This window comes from Allobosea sp. CS1GBMeth4 (assembly GCF_900185715.1).
Lineage (GTDB): Bacteria > Pseudomonadota > Alphaproteobacteria > Rhizobiales > Beijerinckiaceae > Allobosea.
This window is the reverse complement of record NZ_FYAS01000018.1, coordinates 1-17,910: the sequence shown is the minus strand read 5'-3', so window position 1 is coordinate 17,910 and position 17,910 is coordinate 1. Positions and strand designations below refer to the sequence as shown.

The 17,910-nt window shown below is 68.3% G+C and carries 13 protein-coding genes; 3 read left to right on the top strand and 10 right to left on the bottom strand.

Features of this window, described 5'->3' with window-relative positions:
• The 8 genes from CS1GBM4_RS10795 to CS1GBM4_RS10760 all read right to left on the bottom strand — a co-directional run bounded on the left by CS1GBM4_RS10795 (position 1) and on the right by CS1GBM4_RS10760 (position 10,558).
• Positions 1-789 carry an enoyl-CoA hydratase-related protein gene (locus CS1GBM4_RS10795; RefSeq protein WP_186418727.1) on the bottom strand — a complete coding sequence of 263 codons (789 nt, stop codon included), beginning with the start codon at positions 787-789 and terminating at the stop codon, positions 1-3.
• Between the two features lie 181 nt (positions 790-970).
• On the bottom strand, positions 971-2,098 hold the full coding sequence (locus CS1GBM4_RS10790; RefSeq protein ID WP_186418726.1) for an acetate/propionate family kinase: 1,128 nt from the start codon (positions 2,096-2,098) through the stop codon (positions 971-973).
• Entirely contained in the window at positions 2,095-3,042 is a 948-nt protein-coding gene (locus CS1GBM4_RS10785) for a bifunctional enoyl-CoA hydratase/phosphate acetyltransferase (RefSeq protein ID WP_186418725.1), read from the bottom strand. The genes CS1GBM4_RS10790 and CS1GBM4_RS10785 overlap by 4 nt, the downstream gene beginning before the upstream one ends.
• 52 nt (positions 3,043-3,094) lie before the next feature.
• The gene (locus CS1GBM4_RS10780) at positions 3,095-4,216 is read right to left on the bottom strand and encodes an alpha/beta fold hydrolase (RefSeq protein ID WP_186418724.1); all 1,122 of its coding nucleotides are present in this window, start codon (positions 4,214-4,216) and stop codon (positions 3,095-3,097) included.
• Positions 4,217-4,329: 113 nt separating this feature from the next.
• Positions 4,330-5,463 carry an ABC transporter permease gene (locus CS1GBM4_RS10775; RefSeq protein ID WP_186418723.1) on the bottom strand — a complete coding sequence of 378 codons (1,134 nt, stop codon included), beginning with the start codon at positions 5,461-5,463 and terminating at the stop codon, positions 4,330-4,332.
• Between the two features lies 1 nt (position 5,464).
• Positions 5,465-8,197 carry a ribosome-associated ATPase/putative transporter RbbA gene (gene rbbA, locus CS1GBM4_RS10770; RefSeq protein WP_186418722.1) on the bottom strand — a complete coding sequence of 911 codons (2,733 nt, stop codon included), beginning with the start codon at positions 8,195-8,197 and terminating at the stop codon, positions 5,465-5,467.
• Complete coding sequence (locus tag CS1GBM4_RS10765) at positions 8,194-9,198, bottom strand: HlyD family efflux transporter periplasmic adaptor subunit (protein WP_186418721.1); 1,005 nt, start codon at positions 9,196-9,198, stop codon at positions 8,194-8,196. The genes rbbA and CS1GBM4_RS10765 overlap by 4 nt, the downstream gene beginning before the upstream one ends.
• Before the next feature lie 106 nt (positions 9,199-9,304).
• Complete coding sequence (locus CS1GBM4_RS10760; protein WP_186418720.1) at positions 9,305-10,558, bottom strand: MFS transporter; 1,254 nt, start codon at positions 10,556-10,558, stop codon at positions 9,305-9,307.
• A gap of 368 nt (positions 10,559-10,926) precedes the next feature.
• Between CS1GBM4_RS10760 and CS1GBM4_RS10755 the strand changes: the two genes are divergently transcribed.
• From CS1GBM4_RS10755 to CS1GBM4_RS10745, 3 genes are read left to right on the top strand one after another with little or no spacing between them, the layout of a single operon-like run.
• Positions 10,927-12,876 carry a PrkA family serine protein kinase gene (locus CS1GBM4_RS10755; RefSeq protein ID WP_186418719.1) on the top strand — a complete coding sequence of 650 codons (1,950 nt, stop codon included), beginning with the start codon at positions 10,927-10,929 and terminating at the stop codon, positions 12,874-12,876.
• Positions 12,877-12,894: 18 nt separating this feature from the next.
• A complete protein-coding gene (locus CS1GBM4_RS10750; RefSeq protein ID WP_186418718.1) occupies positions 12,895-14,202 on the top strand; it encodes a YeaH/YhbH family protein in 1,308 nt (435 codons plus the stop codon).
• A 10-nt stretch (positions 14,203-14,212) separates the two neighbouring features.
• Positions 14,213-15,766: a SpoVR family protein gene (locus CS1GBM4_RS10745; protein ID WP_186418717.1), complete on the top strand. Its 1,554-nt coding sequence runs from the start codon at positions 14,213-14,215 to the stop codon at positions 15,764-15,766.
• Between the two features lie 39 nt (positions 15,767-15,805).
• Here the strand turns inward: CS1GBM4_RS10745 and CS1GBM4_RS10740 are convergent, their stop codons facing one another.
• Together CS1GBM4_RS10740 and CS1GBM4_RS10735 are read right to left on the bottom strand one after the other, a co-directional pair.
• Positions 15,806-16,330 carry a sarcosine oxidase subunit gamma family protein gene (locus CS1GBM4_RS10740; RefSeq protein WP_186418716.1) on the bottom strand — a complete coding sequence of 175 codons (525 nt, stop codon included), beginning with the start codon at positions 16,328-16,330 and terminating at the stop codon, positions 15,806-15,808.
• A partial coding sequence (locus tag CS1GBM4_RS10735; RefSeq protein WP_280177704.1) for a glycine cleavage T C-terminal barrel domain-containing protein occupies positions 16,327-17,910 on the bottom strand: 1,584 nt, incomplete at its 5' end. The genes CS1GBM4_RS10740 and CS1GBM4_RS10735, both read right to left, overlap by 4 nt.

Below are 17,910 nucleotides of genomic sequence, written 5' to 3'. Positions count from 1 at the left end.
TCAGCGCCCCTCGAACCGCGCCGGCCGCTTGGCCAGGAAGGCTTCGGCACCCTCCCTGAAGTCGGCGGTGCGCGTGCCGGCGAGGAAAGCCGCGCGCTCGAGGTCGAGCTGGGCGGCGAGATCGTTGCCGAGCGAATGCCCGACGAGATGCTTGATGCGGGCATGGGCCGCCGTCGGCCCCTGCGCGAGGCGGCGTGCCAGCGCCATCGCTTCGCTCGCCAGATCGGCGGACGGCACCACCCGGTTGACCAGTCCGAGCGCCAGCGCCTCGGGCGCGCGGACCGGCTCGGCCAGCATCGCCAGCTCGAGCGCCTTGCGCGTGCCGACGATGCGCGGCAGCCGATAGGTCGACGAGCTGTCGGGGCTGATGCCGATGCGCGCGAAGGCCAGGGTGAAGACGGCATCCTCCGCCGCGATGCAGAGATCGCAGGCGAGAGCGAGGCTGAAGCCCGCACCGGCCGCGGGACCCTGCACCGCCGCGAGCGTCGGCAGCTTCAGCGCGTCGAGCGTACGCAGGGCGGCGTGAAGCGGGTCGATGATGGCTTCGATCGCGGCAGCCGGATCGCCCTCGACGAAGCGGGCGACATCGCCGCCGGCGCAGAAGGCCCGGCCCTCGCCGCGCAGCAGCACCGCCCGCACCGTGCCGTCCTGCGCGATGCGCGAGATCGCGGCGGCGAGGCTCCGCGCCATATGCGCATCGATCGCGTTGAGCACCTGCGGGCGATCGAGCGTGACGATGGCGACGGCGTGCTCGATCGCGAGCCGCACCGGCTCCCCGGCCTGGTCCATGGCGTTCCCCTCGAAGCCGCGGTCTCGGGCGCCGCGGCATCCGCTCGCTCTACTTGGTATTCACGAGCTTACTGACGAGTAAGGCGGAACCGCGCAAGCTGCGCTATGCGCAATTGCGCACGACCGGGATTGCCGAAACGGAACGGGCAGCCGCGAACGCGCGCACGGGGTCTGCGGACAGTCACGCCTGCGCGGTATCGACCTGGCCCAGCAGCGCGTTCGCCTGCAGAGCCATCACCCGCTCCTCGTCGGCCTTGACGACCAGCACCGGCAGATCGCCCAGGAAGCGCAGGCGTTCGACGATCGCGCCCCGGATCGGCGCGGCATGCTCGCCGATGCCGCCGGTGAAGACGAGCCCGTCGACGCCGCCCATCGACGCGGCCATGGCGGCGGCGAACTGCGCCACCTTCAGCACGAAATAGTCGAGCGCGAAGCGCGCGCGCCCGTCGTCGCTCGCGAGCAGCGTCTGGACATCGTTGCTCAGCCCGGACAACCCCAGCAGCCCCGAGCGCTCGTACAGCGCGGACGAGACCTCATCGGGGCTCATCCCCAGGCTCTGCAGCATGTAGAGGATCGCGCCGGCATCGAGCGCGCCGCAGCGTGTGCCCATCGGCAATCCGTCCAGCGCCGTCATCCCCATGGTGGTGTCGATGCTGCGGCCGCCCTGGATGGCACACAGGCTGGCGCCATTGCCGAGATGCGCGGCGACGACGCGGCCGGCGTGAAGCTCGGGATGCCGCTCGGCCAGCACCATCGCCAGCCATTGATAGGACAGGCCGTGAAAGCCGTAGCGGCGGATGCCCTTGTCGCGCAGTCCCTGCTCGAGGGCGAAATTGTGGGTCAGCGGGTCGTGCCCGGCATGAAAGGCGGTGTCGAAGCAGGCGATGTTGGGAACGCCCTCCATCAGCCGCCGGGCGGCGGCGACCGCGGCGAGGTTGTGCGGCTGATGCAGCGGCGCCAGCGGCGCCAGCGCCTCCAGCGCCCGGAAGACCTCGGGCGTCACCAGGACGGGAGCGGCATAGTCCTCGCCGCCATGGACGATGCGATGGGCGACGGCCTGCATCCGCCAGCCATCGTCATGGCGGTCGACGAAGGCAAGGACGGCGGACAGCGCCGCGTCGTGGTCGCAGCCCTGCGGCAGCGCGAGGCGCTCCGGCGCGCCATCCGCCAGGCTCGCATCCAGCGACGGCTCGGGCTCGCCGAGACGCACGGCCTTGCCGCGCGCCAGCACGCCGAGGTCGCCGCTGCGGAAGACCTGGAATTTGAGGCTGGAGGAGCCGGCGTTGAGAACGAGGATGGTGTCGATCACTTGATCCGCCCCGTGCGGCGCGCCTCGGCCAGAAGAACCGCCAACGCGCAGGACAACAGACGCGCGCGCAGATTGTCGGCGCGGCTCGTGAGGATGATCGGCACCCGCGCGCCGAGCACGATCCCGGCGGCGTCGGCGCCGCCGAGGAAGGTGAGCTGCTTGGCCAGCATGTTGCCGGCCTCGATCCCGGGCACGAGCAGGATGTCGGCGTGGCCGGCGACGGCCGAGACGATGCCCTTCTCCCTGGCCGCCTCGGCGCTGATCGCGTTGTCGAAGGCGAGCGGCCCGTCGACGACGGCGTTGGTGATCTGGCCGCGCTCGGCCATCTTCGACAGCGCGGCCGCATCGAGCGTGGCGCCCATATGCGGGTTGACGGTCTCGACGGCGGCGAGGACCGCGACCTTGGGAAGTTGTTCGGCGCCGTTCAGCGCGACATGCCAGAGATTGACGGCGTTCTGGACGATATCGGCCTTGGTGGCGAGATCGGGCGCGATGTTGACCGCAGCATCGGTGATGATGAAGGGCTTGGGATAGCTCTCGATATGCATCACGAAGGCATGCGAGATGCGCCGCTCGGTCCGCAGGCCGGATTCGGCGTGCACGACCGCGCCGAGGAGCTCGTCGCTGTGCAGCGAGCCTTTCATCAGGGCCCCCAGCCCGCCGGAGGCGGCGAGCGACACAGCCTTGGCCGCTGCCTCGTGGCTGTGCTCGGCGTCGACGACGGGCCAGGCCGAGATGTCGATGCCGGCCTCCAGCGCGGCGGCGCGGATGCGGGCGGCCGGGCCGATCAGGACCGGCTCGATCAGGCCCTCGCGGACCGCGTCGGCCACCGCCTCGATCACATTGGCCTTGACGGGATGGACCACCCCCGTCCGCACCGCCGGAAGGTTCGCGCAGCGGCCGAGCGCGAGCTGGAAATATTCGGTGGCGGACAGCGTCGTCATGGCGCGCGAGGGTTCCCAGGGCAAAGCGGGTTTCGGAGGGGCCGGACGGAGCTCAGCGCTGCTTCGCGATCCAGCGGGCGATGGCGGGCCAGGTTTCGGCGAGCGTCTTGCGGCCCATGAACAAGCCGATATGCCCGCCGGGCACCAGCTTCCGCTCGATCTTCTTCGACGGCGTGCCGACGAGCTCCGCCGCGGCGAAGACCTGCTCGCGCGTGGTGATGTCGTCCTCCGCGCCCGCCAGGAGATAGAGCGGGCAGACGATATCCTTCAGGCTCAGGCGCCGGCCGAGCCCGACGAACTCGCCTCTGGCGAGGTGGTTCTCCTTGAAGATCTGCTCGATGGCCTGGAGATAGTAGACGCCGGGCAGATCCAGCGGATTCTCGTACCAGGCTGCGAAGGTCTCGGTGCGGTCGAGATAGTTCCTGTCGGCAATGTTCTGGTAGAGCCGGACGAAGCGGTCGAGGTAATGCTCGGCCGGATGCATGTTCTTCCATCCGGCCAGCATGAAGCGGCCCGGCATCAGCCCGCGACCGGCCCGGACCATGGCGCGGTAGCTCCGCAGCGGCAGGGTGTGCGCGAGGCGCTTGATCGGCCCGTCACCCGCATCGGTGTCGATCGGCGAGCCGGCGAGGACGAGCGAGCCGACCTTGTGCGGGAAGCGGCAGGCCAGCATCGCGCCGAGCCAGCCGCCCTGGCAGAGGCCGACCAGGTGCACGACGCCGCCGAGATCGTCGATCGCGGCGTTGAGCTCGGCCAGATAGGTGTCGATGCTGAAATAGCGCATCTCCTGCGTCGCCGGCTTCCAGTCGGTGACGAGGACGTGGTCGAGGCCGTTCGCCAGCAGCGTCTCGACGAGGCTCTGGCCCTTGTCGTAGTCGGCGATGGTGGCGCCGTGCCCGGCATAGGGGGCGTCGACGAGGACGGGAATGCCTCCCGCAGCCGCGCTGCCGAATTCGCGCAGGCGCATCGTCGGCAGGTCGAGACGCACCACATTGGTCGTCGCCCAGCCCGGCGGCGGCGGGCGGGTGATCTTCACCGCCTCGGAGAGGAAATCGAGGTTGCGCTCGGTCAGGCGCAGGGCGGCGTCGACGGGCCAGAACCAGGGCAGGCTGAGCTCGTCGGATTTCGGCGCCGGCGGGCGGGAGGTCCTTGTCGCGGTCCGGCTGGCGGCCATGGTCGAAGCACCCGCATTGTCGATCGGCTCCCGGAAGGTAGACAGCCGCTCCGGCCGAGACAACCGCGGCGGCCTTGCGCCAGGTCAATGCCGCCCGCCGGTTGCGGGCCGTGTCAGGTAAAGATCACCTTCCGGAAGCGGGCGAGCGCGAAGGCGAAATAGGCCGCGCCGATCGCGACGACCTTGGCGATCTCGGGCCAGACCACGTCGAGGCCGGCGCCGCGATAGAGCACGCCCTGGGAGAAGGCGACGAAATGCGGCGTCGGGCTCAGGGTCCTCATCGTCCATTGCAGCCAGAGCGGCATGCTCTCCATCGGCGTCGTCGCCCCCGACAGCAGCTGCGTGACGACGAAGACCGGAATGGCGAGCAGCCCGAACTGCCCCATCGTCGTCGCCAGCGTGCCGAGCAGGATGCCGAGCGCCGCGACGCAGAAGGCATAGACCGCCGTCCCCGTTACGAAGAGCAGGAGCGAGCCGGCGATCGGAACGCCCAGCGCCCATTCGACGACCAGGACGAGCGAGGCGACCGCGGCGACCAGGATGACGAGGGTGTTCGCCACCATCTTGGCGAGCATGATCTCGACCGGCGTGACCGGCATGACGAGGAGATGCTCGACCGTGCCCTGCTCGCGCTCGCGGATCAGCGCCGCGCCGGTCAGCACGATCGTCAGCAGCGTGACGTTGTTGAGGATCTGCATGACCGAGCTGAACCAGCCCGAGTCGAGGTTGGGATTGAAGCGCGCCCGCACGACCAGATTGACCGGCAGCGAGGCCGACGTCTCGCGCCCGGCACGACGGTTCGCGAGCTCCTGCGCTATGATCTGCTGGACATAGACCGAGCCGTTGCCGGCCTGGGTCATCGCGGTGGCGTCGATGTTGAGCTGCAGCGACGCCTGCCGCCCGGCCTGCAGGTCCGCCTGGAAGCCCGGCGGGATCTCGAGCACGAAGACGAGGCGGCCGGCATTCATCTCGGCGTCGATCTCGGTCGCGGCGATGCGCTTCGAGGTCTTGAAGAGCGGCGGACCGAAGGCGCCGAGCAGGGTGCGAGAGAATTCCGACTGGTCCTCGTCGACGATGCCGATGGTGAGGTCGCGCGCCTCGAGCTTGACGCCGGTCGCCACCGTGTAGACCGCGATGCTGAAGGCGTAGACCACGAGCACCAGCATGACCGGATCGGCGCGGATGCTGCGCAGCTCCTTGACGACGAGGCGCAGGATGTTCTGAAGGCGGACGACGAGCGCGGCCATGTCAGGCTTCCTGCTTGCGCAGCGCCAGCTGCGCGACCACGAGGAAGAGCAGGAAGAAGCCGCCGAGCGCCAGCAGGTTCGGCCAGAGCTCGGACGCTCCCAGCCCCTTGGTGAAGACACCGACGCTGACCGGCTGATACCAGGCCGGCGGCAGACTCATGCCGATGATCCGGCCCCCGCCCGAAAGCGAGGCGACCGGCACCATCAGGCCGGAGAAGTTGACCGCCGGGATGATCGACAGGATCGCCGTGGCGAAGACGGCCGACACCTGCGTGCGCGTGAAGCTGGAAACGAGCTGGCCGAAACCGGTCGTCGCGGAGACGTAGAGCAGGGTCGCCAGCGCCAGAACCCAGGCCGAGCCCTTGACCGGAACCGCGAAGACGACCAGCGCGATCAGGACCAGCGTCGCGAAGCTGCCCATCGCCACGGCGATGTAGGGCAGCTGCTTGCCGAACAGGAACTCGAAGCGGCTGATCGGCGTCGAACGGAAATTGGCGATCGAACCCGTCTCCTTCTCGCGCACGACCCCGATCGCCGACATGATCGCCGGAATGACGATCAGCATCAGCATGATCACGCTCGGCACCATGGCGTTGGCGCTCTTGAACGCCTGGTTGTAGCGGAACCGGGTCTCGATGGTCACGGCCGTCGGGGCATGGCTCGACGGGGCGCTGGCCGCGGCGAAGCCCTGCGCATATTGCGTCGCGAGGCCGGTGACGTAGCCGCGCGTCGTCTCGGCGCGGAACGGCATGGCGCCGTCGAGCCAGACCGAGAGCTCGGGTGCGCGCGCACTCTGCAGATCGCGCCCGAAGGATGGCGGGATCTCGAGCGCGAGCTGGAGTTCCCCGCTCCTGAGCCGCTGGTCCAGCTCTGCCGCCGAGCGGATCGGCGCCTGCTCGTCGAAATAGCGGGAGCTGGAGAAGGCCTCGACGAGTTGCCGGCTTTCCATCGACCTGTCCTGGTCGAAGACGGCGAATTTCAGCTTCTCGACGTCGAAGGAGATGCCGAAGCCGAAGGCCAGCATCAGGATCAGCGGCCCCAGGAAGGCGAAGCTCAGCCGGATCGGATCGCGCAGCAGCTCCATGGTCTCGCGACGGGCGCAGGCCCAGAGCCGGCGCGGATCGAAGCGGCGGGCCGGCGGCGCCGGCCGGGCCGCTGGGGCGGGCGCCGCAGCCGTCTCCCCCGGAGTGCCGTCGAGGCCGGCCGCCTCCCTGAGATAGGCGATGAAGGCCTGCTCGAGCGTCTCGACGCCGCGTTCCCGCACCAGATCCTGCGGCGTGCCGACGGCGAGCACCTTGCCGGCATGCATGAAGGAGATGCGATCGCAGCGCTCCGCCTCGTTCATGAAATGGGTCGACAGGAAAATGGTGACGCCGTCGTCGCGCGAGAGATCGATCAGCGTGCGCCAGAAGCCGTCCCGGGCGATCGGATCGACGCCCGAGGTCGGCTCGTCGAGGATCAGCATGGCCGGCCTGTGCAGGACGGCGACGGCCAGCTGCAGGCGCTGGCGGATGCCGAGCGGCAAGCCGTCGGGCCGCTCGTCGGCGACCTCCTTCAGGTCGAAGCGAACCAGAAGTTCGGCGATCCGGCCCGGAATCTCGGCTGGCGGCAGATGATAGAGCTCGGCATGCAGAACGAGGTTCTGGCGGACCGTGAGCTCGCTGTAGAGCGAGAAGGCCTGCGACATGTAGCCGACATTGCGACGCGTCTCCATGTCGTCGGCAGCGAGCGGCTCGCCGAACAGCTTCGCCGTGCCCTCACTGGCCGGGAGCAGGCCGGTCAGCATCTTCATCGTGGTCGACTTGCCGCAGCCATTCGACCCGAGGAAGCCGAAGATCTCGCCGCGCCCGATGCGGAAGCTGACATGATCGACGGCGACGAAATCGCCGAAGCGCCGCGTCAGCCCCTCGGCCTCGATCGCGGGGGCCGCATCCTCGCTCACCGTCCGCGGGCGCGGCACGACCTCGCGATGCTGCGCGCGCTCCGCCTCGGGAAGCAGCGCGACGAAGGCGGCCTCCAGCGTGGGCTGCCCGGCCTTCTCGCGCAGCTCGGCGGGCGTGCCGGTGGCGATCGCCTTGCCTGCGTCCATCGCCACGAGCCAGTCGAACCGGTCCGCCTCCTCCATATAGGCGGTCGCGACGATCACGCTCATGCCGGGCCGGCGGGCGCGGATCGTGTCGATCAGATCCCAGAACTGGCCGCGCGAGAGCGGGTCGACGCCCGTGGTCGGCTCGTCGAGGACGAGCAGGTCGGGATCGTGGATGAGCGCGCAGCAGAGGCTGAGCTTCTGCTTCATGCCGCCCGAGAGCTTGGCCGCGGGCCGGCCCTCGAAGGGATCGAGCCCGGTCGCCCTGAGCAGTTCGTCGATGCGCAGCCTGCGCTCGGCGGCGCCCTGACCGAAGAGCCTGGCATGGAAGTCGAGATTCTCGAAGACCGAGAGCGTCGGATAGAGATTCCGCCCCAGACCCTGGGGCATGTAGGCGATGCGCCCGCGCCGCACCTCGCGTTCCGCCTTGACGCCCATGTCGCCGTCGAGCGCGCGGACCGTGCCGGCCTGGATCGCGCGCACCCCGGCTACGAGCGCCAGCAGCGTCGACTTGCCGACGCCATCCGGGCCGATCACCCCGATCATGCGCCCCGCGGGGATCTCGAGCGTCAGCCCGTCGAGCGCGAGCACGCGGCCGTAACGGTGCGTCACGCCCTCCAGGCGGGCAGCGGACGCAGCCTGCGTCATGGCAGTTTCACGGCCAGCGAGTCGGGCCATCTGGCGCTGGGCGAGGTGCGGACGAAACCGAGGCCGCGCACGCCGGTCTTCACCTGCCGATGGTATCGGGCGAGCAGGTCGCGATCGAGCTGGAGCTTGGCGCGGAAGACCAGCTTCTCGCGCTCGTCGGCGGTCTCGACGGATTTCGGCGTGAACTGGGCGTCGGCCGCGACGAAGCTGATCGTCGCCGGGATCACGTATTGCGGCACGGGATCGAGGATGATGCGCGCCTCGTCGCCCAGCGCCAGCTGGCCGGCCTGCGCGGCCGGCAGATAGATCGTCATGTAGACGTCCGACAGGTCGAGGATCGTGACGACGCGCGTGCCGGCGGAGACCACCTCGCCCGTCCTGGCGAGCTGGTACTGGACACGCCCGCTGCGCGGCGCGACGAGCACGAGATCGACCAGGATCGCCTTGATCTGCTCGGCATCGGCCTCGGAGGCATGGATGGCGAACTCCGCCTGATCGCGCTGCGCCTGGGCGGCCCGCAAGGCCGCGTCGGCCGCATCGGCCTTGGCCGAGCGCTGGTCGAAGACCTGCTTGCTGAGATAGCCCTTCTCGACCAGCTCCCTGCCGCGCTCGGTGTCGGTCCTGGCCAGGATCTGGTCGCTCTTGCGCTGGGCGATCAGCGCCTCGGCCTCGGCCAGGGCCTGGCGGGCGCGCAGGACCTGCGCCTGCGCGGCCCGCAATTGCGCTTCGTATTCCGGCGACGAGATGCGGGCGATCACCTGGCCGGCCGTGACCTCGTCGCCTTCCTTGACCGTGACCTCCGCCAGCCGGCCGGCATATTTGGAGGAGACGTCGATCTGGGTCGCTTCGATGCGGCCATTCGTCTTGACGATTCCCTCCGGCATGCTGTCGCCGCGCAGCCGCTCGATCAGCGCCTTGATGCGCGACTGCGCCTGTGCCGCCGGCGGCGACAGGGCAAGCGCGGCGAGAAGGACTGCGGCGACGGCGCGGATGCGCGACATGTGCATCTCCTGCGGGACCGGGCCGGCCTGACCGACCCACCACCGTCCTAGCATGCGGGCAGCGGCCGGCAACGGCCGGCGTCGAATTGCCGCCCGTCGCGACACGTCAGCGCCTGGCGATCTCGATGTCGGGGATGGTCGGCGTGGTCGCGCCCCGCTCGCCCTCGACGAGCGGCGGCGACGGATTCCGCGAGATCCGAAGCGCGATGTAGATGGCGACGCCGAGCGACAGCCCGACGAGGTAGACCAGCATGCCCTGCGGGCCCATGAGCTGCATCAGCAGGGTCGCGGCCAGGGGCCCGATGGCGGAGCCGGTGCCCCAGAGGAACAGCAGCCGGGCCGACAGCCCGACGGCGTGGTCGCGCCCCATGCGGAAATAGGCATGCGTCACCGCGACCGTGTAGAGCGGAATGCTGCAGCCTCCGATCAGCGCGAACAGGACGAAGAGCCCGACCCTGCCATGGCTGGCGTCGAGCTGCAGGAGCACGGCGAGCCCGGCCGAGGCCAGCGTGACGATGCTGGTGGCGACGAGCATGATCAGGCGGCTGGCGACGCGGTCGGCGAGCAGGCTCATCGGCCATTGCAGCAGCAGGGCGCCGATCTGGATGCTCGCCGTGAGCAGGATGGTGGCCCGCTGATCGAGGCCGGAAAGGATGCCGTAAGCGGGCGCCACATTGGTCAGCGGTCCGCCGATCAGCCCGACATAGAGACAGCCGACGACGGCGGCCGGCGCCTGCAGCCACAGCGTCCGCAGCCCGACCGAGACGACTTCGCTCGTCTCGGGGCCGCCGGCGCGCGTCAGCGCGACCGGGATCAGCGCGATGGAGAAGGCCATGCTGGCGAAGAGGAAGACGTCGTGCGACTGAATCGCGACGTAGCCGACGCCGATCTGCGAGCCGATCAGCGCGATGCGGTTGAGGATCTGATAGATGCCGAAGATGCGGCCGCGCTGGGCCCGGTCGGCCTGCCCGCTGATCCAGCTTTCGATGCAGATGCCGTGGCCGGCCGCCGCCAGGCCCATCACCAGCCGCGATGTTCCCCACCACGCCTCCGGCAGCAGTGGAAAGCTCAGGGTCGAGACGGCCTGAAGCGCGGCGAACACGGCGAAGCCGCGGATATGCCCGACCCGACGGACGAGGAAGGGGTTGGCGAAGCAGCCGAGCAGGAAGCCGAGCGAATAGGACGAGGCGACGAGACCGATCAGCAGCGGCGGCTGGCTCGCCAGCGCCATCTGCAACGGCACGACCGTGTTCACGATCGTGCCGGCGACCTGCAGGACCAAGGCGCCCGCAACGATCGCTCCGAGCGCGGCGACGGACCCGCCATGGGCCTTCGCCGTCACGGGGTCGTCATGTCCCAAGATCCCTCCCCGCGAGGCTCGAAATGTGGTGGGAGACGGGTTCGCGATCAGTCCGCCCGCGCCTGACCGGGTCCCGCCTCTAGAGCCCGTTCCGATCAGCTCGCACCGCAAGCTGATCGGTAAAACGGTCTCCAAGCGAAAAGTGAGACACGGATTCACCGATCAGATGAGTCAATCTGATCGGATCCGGCTCTAGCAGTTCGCCCAGGCTCGGGAAAGGGCGACGCACCCGAGGCGGCCGGGACCGAACGGATCGCCCCTCCGGAGCCCGGCCTCGCGGCGGTTTGCAACCTGGAACTTGCGGGACCATTATTTGTTGAATGCTCGGGGCTGTCGCCGGCAGCTCCGACTGTCTCAGGACGGCTGCCATGATCGAAAGAGACGGCGAGGTATTCCGCTTATTCTCCGAGGATTACCGAAGCTATTCGCAAGAGGAGATGAGCCTTCAGGAATACCTGCTGGCTTGCCGCGAAGACAAATCCATGTATGCCTCGGCCGCCGAACGAATGGTCGATGCGATCGGCGCACCGAAGCTGCTCGACACGAGCCGCGACGAACGCCTGGGCCGGATCTTCGGCAACAGGACGATCAAGATCTACCCGTCCTTCGCCGACTTCTTCGGCATGGAGGACACGATCGAGCGGATCGCCGGCTATTTCCGCTATGCCTCGCAGGGCCTGGAGGAACGCAAACAGATCCTCTACCTCCTCGGCCCCGTCGGCGGTGGCAAATCCTCCCTCGCCGAGCGGCTCAAGAAGCTGATGGAGGAGCGGCCGTTCTACACGCTCAAGGCCGGCGACCGGATCAGCCCGGTCTTCGAATCGCCGCTGGGCCTGTTCCGGCCCGACCGCATGGGCGATCTCTTCGAGGACAAGTACGGGATCGCGCGGCGGCGCCTGACCGGCCTGATCTCGCCATGGGCGGCGAAGCGGCTCGACGAACTGGCCGGCGACATCTCCAAGTTCAGCGTCGTCAAGCTGATGCCCTCGCGATTGCGCCAGATCGGCATCGCGAAGACCGAGCCTGGCGACGAGAACAATCAGGATGTCTCGGCGCTGGTCGGCAAGGTCGACATCCGCCAGCTCGAGAACTTCAGCCAGTCGGACCCCGACGCCTATTCCTACAGCGGCGGGCTGAACCGGACGACGCAGGGCCTGCTCGAATTCGTCGAGATGTTCAAGGCGCCGATCAAGGTGCTGCACCCCCTGCTGACCGCGACGCAGGAGGGCAGCTACAACGGCACCGAGAATTTCGGGGCCTTCCCCTATCAGGGCATCGTGCTGGCCCACTCCAACGAGTCGGAGTGGCTCCAGTTCAAGAACAACAAGAACAACGAGGCGTTCCTCGACCGCATCCTGGTGGTCAAGGTGCCCTATTGCCTGCGCGTGACCGAGGAGCGGCAGATCTACGAGAAGCTGCTGCGCGAGAGCGAGCTGGCCGACAGCCCCTGCGCGCCCGAAGTGCTCGACATCCTCAGCCGGTTTTCGGTCTCGACCCGGCTGACCGAGTTCGAGAACTCGCCGCTCTACACCAAGATGCGCGTCTATGACGGCGAGAACCTGAAGGAGCTGGAGCCGCGTGCGAAGGCGATCCAGGAATATCGCGACGCCGCCGGTGTGGATGAGGGCATGACCGGCGTCAGCACGCGCTTCGCCTTCAAGATCCTCTCGCAGACCTTCAACTACGACACCGAGGAACTGGCCGCCGACCCCGTGCATCTGATGTACGTCCTGGAAGGGGCGATCAAGCGCGAGCAGTTCCCGAAGGAGACGGAAGCGGCCTATCTCGACTTCATCAAGTCGGAACTGGCGACCCGCTACGCCGAGTTCATCGGGCATGAGATCCAGAAGGCCTATCTGGAATCCTATGGCGAATACGGCCAGAACCTGTTCGACCGCTACATCGCCTATGCCGACGCCTGGGTCGAGGACCAGGACTACAAGGACCCCGACACCGGCCAGATCCTCAACCGGCAGATCCTCGACAATGAACTGTCCCAGATCGAAAAGCCGGCGGGCATCGCCAACCCGAAGGATTTCCGCAACGAGGTGGTGAAGTTCACCTTGCGGGCGCGCGCAAGGAACGGCGGCCGCAACCCGTCCTGGACCAGCTACGAGAAGCTGCGCGAAGTCATCGAGAAGCGGATGTTCGGGCAGGTCGAGGATCTGCTTCCCGTCATCAGTTTCGGCTCGAAGCAGGACAGCGTGACCGAGAAGCGGCACCAGGGCTTCGTGCAGCGCATGGTCGAGCGCGGCTATACCGAGCGCCAGGTGCGGCGCCTGGTGGACTGGTACATGCGCGTGAACAAGGCGGGCTGAACGCGGCCCGGGCGAGCCATGCCAATCTTCATCGATCGCCGGCTGAACCCGAAGGACAAGAGCCTGGGCAATCGCCAGCGCTTCCTGCGCCGCGTGCGCGCCGAGCTGAAGCGCAGCGTCCAGGACCAGATCAGGGCCGGAAAGATCGCCGAGGCAGATGGCGAGCATGCCGTCTCGCTGCCATCGAGGGGCACCGACGAGCCGAGCTTCCGCGAGGCGAAGGACAGCGGGCGGCGCCAATACGTCATGCCCGGGAACAAGCACTTCGCACCGGGCGACCGTATCGCGAAGCCCGGCCAGGGCGGCGGCTCGGGATCGTCGCCCGGGTTGCAGCCGTCCGAGGACGACTTCCGGTTCGTGCTGTCGCGCGAAGAAGTGCTCGACCTGTTCTTCGAGGACCTCGAGCTTCCGGACCTGGTCAAGCTCAACCTCAGGGAAATCGTCGCCTTCAAGCCGCGGCGGGCGGGATATTCGGCGAGCGGATCGCCGACCAACATCAGCATCGCGCGCACCATGCGCAACAGCCATGGCCGCCGCATCGCCCTCAGGCGGCCGAGGCGCGAGGAGGTCGAGGCGATCCTGCGCGAACTCGCCGAGCTCGAAGCCGCGGGGGCGGAGGCGGCGAACGGCCAGCGCATCACCGCCCTGCGCGCGGAGCTCGACCGGCTGGAGCGACGGCGCCGGGTGATCGGTTTCGTCGACCCGGTCGATATCCGCTTCAACCGCTTCGAGGCCCAGCCCCAGCCGAACGCGAACGCCGTGATGTTCTGCCTCATGGACGTTTCAGGCTCGATGGGCGAGCGCGAGAAGGATCTCGCCAAGCGCTTCTTCGTCCTGCTCCACCTGTTCCTGAAGCGACGCTACGAACGCACGGAGATCGTCTTCATCCGCCACACCCACACGGCGCAGGAGGTGGACGAGGACACCTTCTTCTACAGCACGCAGAGCGGAGGGACCGTCGTCTCGACGGCGCTGGAGGAGATGCAGCGCGTCATCGCGCAGCGCTATCCCAGCCGCGAATGGAACATCTACGCCGCCCAGGCCTCGGACGGCGACAATCTCGCCAGCGATTCCGAACGCTGCCTCGGCCTGATGGACAACGAGATCATGCGCCTGTGCCAGTATTTCGCCTATGTCGAGATCATCGACGAGCGCGAGAGCGAGATCTTCGGCTCAACCGACAATGGCACATCGCTCTGGCGGGCCTATCTCGCCGTCAAGGACAGGTGGCCGAATTTCGACATGAGCCGCATCGCCAGGGCCTCCGACATCTACCCGGTCTTCCGCCAGCTCTTTACCAGGCAGCCGGCAAAGCAGCGCAACTGAGGGAACGCGGATGACCAAGCCTGCGCCCGGGTCCGGCCTGATGTTCTCCGGTTCGGACTGGAACTTCCGGACGCTGTCGCATGCCTACGACGTGATCGAGGCGGTCGCGAAGGAAGAACTCCAGCTCGACGTCTATCCGGTGCAGCTGGAGGTCATTTCATCGGAGCAGATGCTCGACGCCTATTCATCGATCGGCATGCCGCTGATGTATCGCCACTGGTCGTTCGGCAAGCACTTCCTCCATCACGAGCTGCTCTACCGCAAGGGCGGCCGCGGACTCGCCTACGAGCTGGTGATCAATTCCAATCCCTGCATCGTCTACCTGATGGAAGAGAACACCATGGCGCTGCAGGCCCTGGTGACCGCGCATGCGGCGTTCGGGCACAATCATTTCTTCAAGAACAACTATCTGTTCCAGCAATGGACGGATGCCGGCGCGATCCTGGGCTATCTCGACTTCGCCAAGAGCTACATCGCCCGGTGCGAGGAGAGGCACGGCGTCGCCGCGGTGGAGGCCGTCCTCGATGCGGCCCATGCCCTGATGGACCAGGGCGTCTTCCGCTACCGGCGTCCGCCGAAGCTCTCCTCCGACCGGCAGCGCGACGGGCTCCGCGAGCGGCTGGACTATGAAGAGCGATCCTACAACGATCTCTGGCGCACGGTTCCGCGGCCGACGGATGGCGGCAAGGCCGACGAGGCCGAGGACATGATCGCGGAGCGGAAGCGGGCGCTGAACCTGCCCGAGGAGAACCTGCTCTATTTCCTCGAGAAGAACAGCCTGATCCTCGAGCCCTGGCAGCGCGAGATCCTGAGGATCGTCCGGGTCATCGCGCAGTATTTCTACCCCCAGAGGCAGACGCAGGTGATGAACGAAGGCTGCGCGACCTTCGTCCACTACACGGTGATGAATGCGCTGTTCGACCAGGGCCGGATCAGCGAAGGCGCCATGCTGGAGATCCTGCGCAACCACGCGAACGTCGTCTTCCAGCCCGCCTTCGACGATCCCCGCTTTTCGGGGATCAACCCCTATGCGCTGGGCCTGGACATGATGCAGGACATCAAGCGCATCGCGACCGAGCCCACCGCCGAGGATCGCGACTGGTTTCCCGAGATCGCGGGAAAGGGCGACTGGCGCGGCATCCTGCTCGACGCCTGGGCCAATCACCGCGACGAATCCTTCATACGCCAGCATCTCAGCCCGGCCCTGATCCGGAAATGGCGGCTGTTCCTGCTCTCAGATGCGGCGAGCGATTCGTTCTACAGCGTGGCCTCGATCCACAACGAACGCGGCTACGAGCAGATCCGGGCCGCCATGGCCCAGAAATACGATATCGGCGCGAGCCATGCCGACATCCAGATCGTGGATGTCGACCTTCTCGGCCAGCGGCATCTGCGGCTGCAGCACAAGGTCAATGACGGCATCGCGCTGGAGACCGCCAGCTGCGACGCGACGCTGCGCCATGTCCAAGCGCTCTGGGGCTATGAGGTCAGCCTGCAGGGCGTCGACGCGCAGACGGGAGCCACGCTCTACGAGCGCTCCAGCCGCCAGCTCGCGGAGCAGTGACAGCGCCTCCGCCGCCGTCCGAACCCCTCTCGCCATGTCTCAAAGACCTGCCGCGAGCTCGCGGAGGGCGCTGTCGAGGAGGGCGCGGAGATGGGGCGCGAAGGAGCGCCAGACCGTCAGGTGAAAGCGGTCCCCTGCCTCGCGGGTCAGAACGACCTGGACGGTATCGAAGAGCGTGCGGGCCCCGGAGCCGACCGCGAGCTTCGCCAGATCGCGCGGGCAGCCGGTGGCGAGCAGGTCGAGGACCGCGGGGCCCTCGAGCGCGAAGGTGATCTCGCGATCGGAGATGTCGACGGCGCTGAGCGGCAACCGCGCCGCGAGCGCGGCGAGGGACGCGGCGAGCTCGGCCGCCTCCGCCTCCGGCGCCTCGACGAGCCACTCGTCGGGGCCGAGGCAAAGGGCGGTGCGGAGGCCGGCAGCCGTGCGGGCGCCGATCCCGGCCGGCAGGTCGAGACCGAGGCCGGCGCCGGCGGCGGCCGGATCGGCCGTGCGCAGCGAGATCCGGGTGGCCGGCGGCAGCTCGGCGATCGTCGCCGGGCCGGACACGGCGGTCGTGACGGTCATGGCGTGTCCTCGCCGGCACGAAGGCGGGTGCCTTCGGGATCGTAGAAGGCGGCGCTTGCGACCAAGCGGACCGGGATCGTCCGGTCCGGCATCGGGACGTGCAGCACCTGCCCGTCGCGGGCGCGGCCATCGGCGACGACCGCCATGGCGATCGAGCGGCCGAGCGTCTCGCTCCAATAGGCGGAGGTGACGTGGCCGAGCATGGTCATCGGCTTCGGCTCGTTCGGATCGGCGACGATCTGGGCGCCCTCCTGCAGCACGAGGCTGGGATCGTCGGTCAGCAGGCCGACGAGCTGCTTGCGGCCCTTCATCAGCATGTCGGGCCGCGACAGCGAACGCTTGCCGACGAAATCGGCCTTGGCCTTGCCGATGGTCCAGGCGAGGCCGGCATCGTCCGGGGTCAGCGTGCCGTCGGTGTCCTGGCCGACGACGACGTAGCCCTTTTCGGCGCGCATGACATGCATGGCCTCGGTGCCGTAGGGAGTGATGCCATAGGGCCGGCCGGCCGTCATGAGCGTCTCCCACAGGGCGAGGCCGTGGCGGGCGGGGACATTGACCTCGAAGCCGAGCTCACCGGTGAAGGAAACCCGGAACAGCCGGGCCGGGAAGCCGGCGACCCGGCATTCGGCAACGGACATATGCGGAAAGGCCGCCTCGGAGATGTCGAGGCCTTCGACCAGGGGCGCGAGCAGCCTGCGCGCGTTCGGGCCCTGCAGGGCGACGACCGCCCATTGCTCGGTGGTGGAGGTGAGCCAGACCCTGAGCTCGGGCCATTCGGTCTGGAGATAGTCCTCCATCATGGCGAGGACGCGCGCGGCGCCGCCGGTGGTGGTGGTGAGGTGGAAGCGGTCCTGCGCCAGGCGGCCGACGACGCCGTCGTCGCGGATGAAGCCGTCCTCGCCGAGCAGCAGACCATAACGGCAGCGCCCGATGCCGAGCTTCGCCCAGGAATTGGTGTACATGCGCTCGAGGAAGGTGACCGCATCCGGCCCGACGACCTCGATCTTGCCGAGCGTCGAGGCGTCGAAGATGCCGAGCGAGGCGCGGGTCGCGCGGCACTCGCGGGCGACGGCGGCGTGCATGTCCTCGCCGCCTTTCGGGAAATACCAGGCACGGCGCCAGAGGGCGACCGGCTCGAAGACGGCGCCGTGCGCCTCGGCCCAGGGGTCGGCCGGCGTCTTGCGCGTGGCCTCGAAGGTCGCGCCCTGATGGTATCCGGCGAAGGTGCCGAAGCTGGTCGGCGTGTAGGGCGGGCGGAAGGTGGTGAGGCCGACCTGCGGCGGCGGCTTGCCGAGGGCGGCGGCGGCGATCACCAGGCCGTTGGCGTTCGACATCTTGCCCTGGTCGGTCGCCATGCCGTTGGTGGTGTAGCGCTTGACGTGCTCGATCGAGCGCATGCCCTCGCGGACCGCGAGGCGGATGTCCTTGGCGGTGACGTCGTTCTGAAAATCGACGAACGCCTTGGCGCCCGCCGGGTCGCGGTCGCTCGCCAGTTCCGCGAGCGCGATGCCCGAGCCGGGGCGGTCGGCGGCAATGGCGTAGCTGCGCCGCACCGCATCCCGGCCGGCGGCGCGAGCGGC